Genomic DNA, 8114 nt, shown 5'->3' with positions numbered 1-8114 from the left:
ATGCGATCGGAACAACGATGTCGTATGCAGACCGTAGTGTGTAGAAAGTGATGACAAGTTTAGATCCCGAGGACTTCGATCCTTACGCCGCGTACCGTCCAAGTGATCCAGATGATCTAGCGTCGGCCGTGGCCCACGCTCTGGCTATGAGCTACGGATTCTCTATCGATCCGGACGCGGAGGGCGGTTTTCGCATCCAAGTCGGTAGCTCGGGAATGGTGGTGACCCCTCGTCCTGAGGGAGTCCTCTCGATGGTGTCGTTTGTGGTGACCGGGATGACCAATCCAGCTGCGGCTCAACCTGTCGTCGAGTCCCTCAACGATCAGGCGACATTCGTACGTTTTCAGATCCTCGGCGACGCCGTGGTGGCCTCCTGTGACGCGCCGGCAATTCCGTTCGTTCCGCAGCACCTGTACACCTTGATCAACACCGTGGGCGAGGTTCTGGATTTCGCCGGAGTAGTGCCCCATAGAGTGGTGTAACTCGGTGGCCGAGATCGTCTGCGATTCCGTGTTGTGTACGGATGTAGAGCGGCCACCGTGTGATCCTTCGAGTCAACCTTCTACCGAATCCTCGAACGGAGTCATCACGATGACCGCACCCCATATTGTCGACCCTGCAGGCCTGCTTAGCCAAGCCCTGACCGACGCGTCACCGGATCTGATGCGCGAGCTGCTGCAGACCATGATCAACGCCCTGCTGTCCGCGGACGCCGACGCCGTGTGCGGCGCCGAGTGGAACGCCCGCTCGTCAGAGCGCACCAACTACCGCAACGGTTATCGCCACCGGCCCCTGGATACCCGGGTCGGCACCGTCGACGTCGCCATCCCCAAGCTCCGCTCGGGCTCCTACTTTCCCGAGTGGCTGCTCGAGCGTCGCAAGCGGGCCGAATCCGCGCTGATCACCGTCGTGGCGGACTGCTACCTGGCCGGGGTCTCCACCCGCCGGATGGACAAGCTGGTCAAAACTCTCGGCATCGACTCGCTGTCCAAGTCCCAGGTCTCCCGCATGGCCGAAGACCTCGATGAGCAGGTCGCGGCGTTCCGGCACCGGCGCCTGGACGAGGCCGGACCGTTCACGTTCGTCACCGCCGATGCGCTGACGATCAAGGTCCGGGAGAACAAGCAGGTCGTCAAAGCCTCGGTGCTGCTGGCCACCGGGGTCAACGGTGACGGCCACCGCGAGGTCCTGGGCATGCAAGTCGCCACCAGCGAGACGAAGGCCTCGTGGAACACCTTCTTCGCCGACCTGGTGGCCCGTGGCCTGGGCGGAGTCCGGCTGGTGACCTCCGATGCCCACGCCGGGCTGATCGAGGCGATCGCGGCGAACCTGCCCGGGGCCGCCTGGCAGCGCTGTCGCACCCACTACGCCGCAAACCTCATGGCCGCGTGCCCCAAGTCGATGTGGCCGGCCGTGAAGGCGATGCTGCATAGCGTCTACGACCAGCCCACCGCCGAGGCTGTCAATGCCCAGTTCGACCGGCTCTTGGACTACACCGAAGGCAGACTGCCCGAGGTTGCTGACCACCTCGGCGATGCCCGCGAGGACCTGCTGGCGTTTATCGCGTTCCCCGACGATGTGTGGCGGCAGATCTGGTCCAACAACCCCACCGAGCGGCTCAACCGGGAGATCCGACGCCGCACCGACGTGGTCGGGATCTTCCCGAACCGGGATGCCATCGTTCGCCTCATCGGCGCCGTCCTGGCCGAGCAGACCGACGAATGGGCCGAAGGCCGCCGCTACCTCGGTCTCGAAGTCCTCAGCCGCTGCCGACTCACCCTGACCACCGACCCCGCCACCAGCTCGCCGACGGAGGTGAGCACCGATGACCTGATGCAACTACCCGCCTGACCACCCACGAAGGATCACCATTCAGTTACACCACTTCCAGGGGCTTGACCGCCCACAGATCGCCGAGTGTGCTGGCGGGCAAACCCTCGTGGACGTTCTCCGCACTCCTGAGCGCCCTGCTCTGCCTGCGCCTTTCACCGCAGATGTACGCGCTGCCCTCAAGCAGTACGTGTACATGCTCATCGATCCCCGCGACAACAGCGCTTTCTATATCGGCAAGGGCACCGGCGACCGCGTGTATCACCACGTCTGGGCTGCGCTCGGTGACGCGCCTCCCTCAGGCGAGGGTCACGAGCTGCTCGTCGACAGCGAGCATGGCGATAACCGTGCGGTGCGTACCGCGAAAGACGGCCGGATTCGGCAGATCGCCGCTGCGGGCCTTGGGGTGGAACATCACATCATCCGCGTGTGCGACAGCCCCGAGGAAGCCTTCGCCGTTGAACAGGCGCTAATCTCTGGTTTTCGCATCGGCGCGGTTGAATCTGACCACGGCGAACTGACGAACATCGTCAGTGGCCACTACCGGTTCGCTATCGATGACACCCGGGCCGAGGAGATCGCCCGTCGTCTTGGCGCTGAGCCAGCTCCGGAGTTGCCGCGGCCCAGTCTCATCCTCAAGGTCAACGCCGCTGGCGCCACCGAAGACCCGGATAAGATCTACGATGCGGCCCGCCGCGCCTGGTCAGTTAGGGCTGATCTACGGTCCACCCCTGACTTGCCGATCTTCGTCGTGGCTCATGACGTCGTACGTGCGGTGTATCGGGCCCATAGCTGGGCTGCCCTCGCCCCGGCGGACGGTAAGAGCCAAGTCGTTTGGGAATTCGACGGCGTCCTTGATCCCGAACTTAACGCCAACTTCACCGGAAAGCGACTCGTCCCGACCGACTTCGGGCAGCTCAACTGGGGCCAACGGGGATGCCACCCTCTTATTTGACCGTCCGCAGGTGATCGGAGCGACTGGCTGAGGCAACCGACGCCAGGCGTGAGCCCCTGGCCGGTCTCGTCTCCGCGCTCCTTGTAGCTAGCCGCCACCGGGTCCAAAGTGCCGATAAGTCGCGTTCCGTCAGGAGTGCCAGTCGAGGCCGGGGATGGCGATAGCACCCCTTGCGTTCCGTTGCCTGGCCTCAAGCGTCCAACAGATTGGTCTCGTCTGGCCCTATCCTTCCTTTGTGGGAAACCTGGGCAGATATCAAGAGATCATCGAGCTGGCTAAGAGTGCTGGTGGCGTCGATGCCATGATCGAGCAGATCAAGCGCGGCGCCGTAGCTGAGGCAGCCCCAAAGTTGGTCGGTATCACGCTTGTTGTCGGTGCCGCGATCGGAGCGTGTGCCACAACAGGCGTGAGCCGGGTCAAGCAGGCGGCGGATCATCGTCGAGAAGTGCAACATAAAGCCCAGTTGGCCGAGAAAGACCTTCGGCTCGTAGCGAGGGATGGCGCCAACGAAACAGAAGACGACGACTCGAACGAACCCTCTGCTTTGAAGGAGCCTGCCCCTGAAGGGCTGGCAGATCTCCCCAATGACAAACCATCAGCACGCATGGAGGGGGACGACGATGCCGACAGGGCCTAGTCACTATGTACTTCGGAAGGAAAACGGTCCAGGGTCACGGTGGGACGAACCCTGTCGCTGCATGATCGGCCACGATCATAATCCCGACGGATACAGCGTTTGGGATAGCGACCTGGAGCGGTGGGACCGGGAGGAAGGCCGCTCGAGCGCCGATCCGAACTGTCCTGCATGCGGTGGTACTGGGGCGTGCGCTCTGTGTGGTCCTGACTAGGACGTAATGGCGACACGTTCATCGAGCGTTCCTAACCGCAATGTGGTGCTCGGAGTCAGGGTCGCGTCAGCGGAAGCCCTCACCTGTCAGCCGAACTGACTAACGCGAGTCGGGACAGGCCCCCGCTCGCCACGTAGATGCCTTTGTTGTAGCAGTGCACGCCGATAGTGCCGGGCTGATGGGTCAAAGCGACCCGGGGGCGCGGGTTACCGGCACAGGACGGTGACGCTGCCGCCTTCGGGTGCGGTGACGTAGGCGTCGCCATTCTCGTCGACGTCGAGGACGTAGCCCCGCACGACGGCTCGGGTCGCGTCGTCGGTGTCCTCGAGGGTGGCGTCGCCGTGCAGGACCCAATCAGTGCTCTCGTAGGCGACCGGGTTTCGGACCTGAGGGACCGGCGATGGATGGCCGACCAGGAATTTCATCTCTGGGGCGTCCTCGACGTCGAACAGCACGCGGCTGACGGTCTTCTTCGCGAGTTTCACTTGCTCGATGTTGCCGACGGATGCGCGCATCGCGTGCGTGACCAGACCATCGGCGCCGACGGCGACCAGGTGGTCCACCCGCTTGGCGCGCTCTGGTGCACACACCCAGGTGCCGCGGATGACATCAATTTCGGACTCGCCATTCTCGATGCGTGTGCCGCCATTGTCGGCGGAGATGAAGACGAAGATCGTCTCGCCTCCAGTGGTGGCCAGTTCGGCGGTGTTCTGCTCAGACATTTCGATACCTTTCGTATCCGTCACATAGATAATCTAATAGGCCTAAAGGTACATAGATGTTCTATATTGCGCAAGCCTCATCTATCCGAAATCTCGGGGCGGGCACCACGGACCCATCCCCGTCCGCCCACCGGGCACTGCTGCAGCCTGCGCAGGCGACCCGAGAGTTGAGAGGCCACGCACTCCCCACCCCGACATCTGGAGGCGCCATGGCCGCCATCTCGACCGCCACCAATCTCGAGGAGCTGCCCCACATCCCGGCGGAAGAGCCCAATGCCCGCTTCCCACCCGAAATTAAGAGCGAAACTGCCAGCCAGACAAGAGGATCAACCAGTACCCGACCGAGCCTTCCGACGAAGGCTGGGGCCGCGTGTACGTCGTCGTCACCGGCGATGTGGACTGCCCGACGGTGCTGCGCCGACCCCGCGCCGGCTCCAACGCCAAACCGATGGCGCCGCTGCTGCCTGCCATCGACTCCCGCTGCGCGCCTCAGCAGAAGTACATCACCGGCTCGTGAGGGGGCAGCAGAAAACCACGTCGCCCTCAAATGATGGGCCGCCCAGCGACTCGCCAGCGCATAGCCAGACCCTTCAGGCCTGCGCCGATAATGTTGGATTAGGTCGCGCCGTTTGACGGCGTGCCATCTTCTCTCCGTAGCGCTGTTCCATCACCACGCCGTTTTCGTAAGACCGTGGATCAGCGCGCGACTGTCGCTCGCCGCAAGATGGGACCACACTCAAACTCGATCATCGACTTCAACATTAACTAGCTCCGGGGCACTACTCTGGGGCCTCCGCAGCAACCCAGACCGTGCCGTCCGCGCCCTGCGCGAGGAGGACCGTGTGCCGAGCTTGTCCGCCCCTTCGTACCGTGATCGCCAATGGGCAGAGCGGTTCGATGGTCCCACCGAAGACGTCAACGTGTTCATTGATGGCCTCAACCGCCGCCACCTTTCGCACGGCGTGGTCCCCTACATCGCGCCGATTCACGGTGGCCTCAATGCCCGCGTGTTGGGGCTACTGTCGTCGCCTCCCGACAACGTCACCGGTGCCGGAGGCACCAAAATGCTGTCTGTAGAAAATGACGATGAGGCTGCGCGTTTCGTCGCCGGACAACTCAAGTCGAGCGGTATCGCCTACGCCGATTACTTGCCGTGGAATGCCTACCCCTGGTCACTGGGCAACGGTCGAGCCGACCTGACCCAGGACCAGGTGCACCTAGGAGCGGACATCTTGGGCGAGCTGATGGCACACATGCCTCACCTGAAAGTCGTGATCGAGCTCGGAAAAGGCGCACCGATGCAGGTCCACATAAGGGCTCGGCGCACCCATCCTGAGCTCCGAGCCCGCGGAATCACACGCATCGAAACGTACAGCCCAGGGCCCGGCGGGTTGTTCGGGGCGCGCAGCGAACAGCAACGCCAGGAGCGCAATGACGAACGAGCCCGAGCGTTCCGCCAGGCAGCGCGCATTCTGCGCAAGTAACGCATCTCCCCGCACACGAATGCTGCGTGCACATGCAGTAACTCGACCTGACCTGCGATGCGCCGATAATTGTTGCCTTCAGTTAAGTCCGCAGGTCAACAGGGTGCCGTGATCTCGGAAGCTGACTCAGAGACCGACACGCGAGTCGCTGAGACGTTTACCATCGGCAGGCATGGCCCATGCCACGACTGCCCGTAGCCAGCTGCACGTCTCAGTGATCACGCCGGCTTCCAAGGCGGTGGCGTTTTTTACCGGCGACGACACGGTGGACCTGGATGATGTCGACTGGGTTCTTCCCCAGGGGTGTGCCCCCGGGGATGAGGTCTTCCACGTCACCGGATCGCCGAGGCCGGCCATCGTCGAATGGGACCTCATCATTGACGGGCCGCACAGTCCGGACGGGCTCGATTTCGAGAGCGTCTGGTTCTACCCGGACGGTGTCTCGGTTGCTGCGGTGGAGCGTCGGCTGGGGTGTGCGTTCCCGTCTTTGCCGGGCACGATAGATCCCGACCTGGCGGACAAGGTTCGGGCAGCGGTACTGAACGAGGCGAAAGCCCCGACGCCGTGGCGGGAGCTGAGCGGTGATCAGTGCGCCCAGGTGCCCTGGGACTCCGGCGCATACTCGGCCTACGGCTGCCCGGTGTGCGAGCGCGAGGAGCTGGATCTGGAGTGGCATGTCATCGATCACCCTGACGACGTGTTCACTCAAATCGCAGTGTGCCGGGACTGCCACGACCGTCTCCACATCCCTATTGAACCGCTGCTAGCCGACTTGCTGGGAGAAGGCCGGCCACCGTGTCCCTCCTGCTCTGCCGAGCACACGATACGGGTGCTGTGGGGGCTTCCACCCGGTCCCCCTCCGCCGGGATACGAGCTGGCCGGCTGCGCAATTTTCGGCGTGACGCACGAGTTCCGGTGCGGTGATTGCGAACTGTATTGGACCGAGGACGACTCCTACTACCCGCGGGTGCCGGCCCCGACCGGCGACATGCTGGTCCGGGCACGGATTGCAGGCACCGTCATGCGTCCCGAACTCGAGCACCCACGGCTGCGGCAAAACGGGCGACTGGTCATCGGACGGTACGCGGGACCACCGGACCACGGTGTCGACCCGGCCTGGGAGTCGGACGACAGGACCTGCGTGCTGCTCGGTGAGGACGGCCGGATCTACAACGTGGACCCGACGTCTATACGAAGCACCGAACCCCGCGACCGGCTTGGCGAGCTCCAGGAGACCACCGTGATCGTTGACCACGCCGAACTCGAACTGTTCGAGGCCTTGGACTCCGACAGTGGGCAGGTCACATTGGCCAGTCCCTACCTGTCCGAGCCGGTAGCGCTGCGCCTGGCCGACCTCGCCGAACGCTCGAGGCACGAGTGGTACCTGCTCACCTGCCTCGATCCTCGAGCCGCGGCCAACAACTACCTGTCCATCACGGGCTTGACCAGGCTGCTGGAAGTGGGTGTGATGATCCAGGATTGCCCCCAGCTCCACGCCAAGGCCTACGTGGTGGGTACCTCGTTCGCCATGATCGGGTCGGCCAACCTCACCGGCGCCGGCCTGGGCTCCGCCAAGCCTTCCAACTTGGAGTTGTCGGTGACCGTTCCCCGGCCTGAAGTGCCCCGGGTGCAGAGCATCCTGGATCAGTGGTGGGACGAGGGCTTCGAGGTCGGGCAGGCTGACATCGACCATCTCGAGCGTAAGGCGGCCGCATTGCCGCCTGACCCGCGCCCCGGCCCGCCGGCACCCCGCCCCCTCACTGACCTGAGCGCTGTCGTGAAGCAACTGCTCAAGGAGGCCCGCCAAGACGACGTCGGGCTGTGGATCAAGACGCTCAACAACACTCCGGACCCGGATGACTGGATCTCTGGTGGATGGTTCTCCTCCGGCAAAAGACCATCGTGCGCACCCGGCGACCTGGTCCTTCTCTACTCCAAGAAGGACCATGGATGCGTGGCCGTTGTGGAAGTCACCGAAAGCGCGCAGGACGACCCAGATCTGGTGTCCGACCATCTAGGCGAAGATGCTGGCCGGCAATGGCCCTGGGTCAACCACGCTCTGCCCAGGTTCATGCCCTACGCGCCCGTCGCGGTCACGGCTCGCGACCTGGGCATCAAGCCCCAAGGACTGCAGGGAGGTCCGAAAAAGCTCCAGTTCAACGAGTTTGAAGCTGGTGTGCGGGCGCTCGCAGACGGCTGTCAGAGCGCTGACGCTAACGGCGGGTTCGTCGGGTAAGCGGTCCGCAACATTTCAGATAGTCCGTTGACTGCTGAT

8 protein-coding genes are annotated in these 8114 nt (G+C 63.6%); 7 read left to right on the top strand and 1 reads right to left on the bottom strand.

What is annotated here, in order from left to right:
• The first annotated feature begins 50 nt into the window (after positions 1–50).
• The 4 genes from CK206_RS10345 (at position 51) to CK206_RS19580 (ending at position 3422) form a co-directional block, all read left to right on the top strand.
• On the top strand, positions 51–482 hold the full coding sequence (locus CK206_RS10345; RefSeq protein ID WP_371607086.1) for a hypothetical protein: 432 nt from the start codon (positions 51–53) through the stop codon (positions 480–482).
• Positions 483–591: 109 nt separating this feature from the next.
• On the top strand, positions 592–1851 hold the full coding sequence (locus CK206_RS10340; RefSeq protein WP_096905832.1) for an IS256 family transposase: 1260 nt from the start codon (positions 592–594) through the stop codon (positions 1849–1851).
• Positions 1852–2026: 175 nt separating this feature from the next.
• Positions 2027–2785 carry a GIY-YIG nuclease family protein gene (locus CK206_RS10335; protein ID WP_143337724.1) on the top strand — a complete coding sequence of 253 codons (759 nt, stop codon included), beginning with the start codon at positions 2027–2029 and terminating at the stop codon, positions 2783–2785.
• 235 nt (positions 2786–3020) lie between these two features.
• Positions 3021–3422: a hypothetical protein gene (locus CK206_RS19580; protein ID WP_143337723.1), complete on the top strand. Its 402-nt coding sequence runs from the start codon at positions 3021–3023 to the stop codon at positions 3420–3422.
• A 417-nt stretch (positions 3423–3839) separates the two neighbouring features.
• Here CK206_RS19580 and CK206_RS10325 read toward each other — a convergent pair whose 3' ends face one another.
• Positions 3840–4355, bottom strand: coding sequence for a hypothetical protein (locus CK206_RS10325; RefSeq protein WP_096906336.1), 516 nt, complete (start codon positions 4353–4355; stop codon positions 3840–3842).
• A gap of 370 nt (positions 4356–4725) precedes the next feature.
• Here CK206_RS10325 and CK206_RS19870 point away from each other — a divergent pair, with 370 nt between their 5' ends.
• The 3 genes from CK206_RS19870 (at position 4726) to CK206_RS10315 (ending at position 8075) form a co-directional block, all read left to right on the top strand.
• The gene (locus CK206_RS19870; protein ID WP_159981121.1) at positions 4726–4872 is read left to right on the top strand and encodes a hypothetical protein; all 147 of its coding nucleotides are present in this window, start codon (positions 4726–4728) and stop codon (positions 4870–4872) included.
• Positions 4873–5197: 325 nt separating this feature from the next.
• Positions 5198–5839 carry a hypothetical protein gene (locus tag CK206_RS10320; RefSeq protein WP_096906335.1) on the top strand — a complete coding sequence of 214 codons (642 nt, stop codon included), beginning with the start codon at positions 5198–5200 and terminating at the stop codon, positions 5837–5839.
• A 172-nt stretch (positions 5840–6011) separates the two neighbouring features.
• The gene (locus CK206_RS10315) at positions 6012–8075 is read left to right on the top strand and encodes a phospholipase D family protein (protein ID WP_096906334.1); all 2064 of its coding nucleotides are present in this window, start codon (positions 6012–6014) and stop codon (positions 8073–8075) included.
• The last annotated feature ends 39 nt before the right edge of the window (positions 8076–8114 follow it).

Origin of the sequence: Dietzia sp. WMMA184, from assembly GCF_002441635.1 — a bacterium.
Taxonomy (GTDB): domain Bacteria; phylum Actinomycetota; class Actinomycetes; order Mycobacteriales; family Mycobacteriaceae; genus Dietzia; species Dietzia kunjamensis.
Note: the sequence above shows the minus strand (reverse complement) of the source record. Positions and strands in the feature narration are given on the sequence as shown.

Excerpts from the sequence above, each read along its gene's own strand:
- CK206_RS10315 (WP_096906334.1), top strand. The coding sequence starts at position 6,012 with ATGGCCCATGCCACGACTGCCCGTAGCCAGCTGCACGTCTCAGTGATC.
- CK206_RS10345 (WP_371607086.1), top strand. The coding sequence starts at position 51 with ATGACAAGTTTAGATCCCGAGGACTTCGATCCTTACGCCGCGTACCGT.
- CK206_RS10340 (WP_096905832.1), top strand. The coding sequence starts at position 592 with ATGACCGCACCCCATATTGTCGACCCTGCAGGCCTGCTTAGCCAAGCC.
- CK206_RS10335 (WP_143337724.1), top strand. The coding sequence starts at position 2,027 with ATGCTCATCGATCCCCGCGACAACAGCGCTTTCTATATCGGCAAGGGC.
- CK206_RS10325 (WP_096906336.1), bottom strand. The coding sequence starts at position 4,355 with ATGTCTGAGCAGAACACCGCCGAACTGGCCACCACTGGAGGCGAGACG.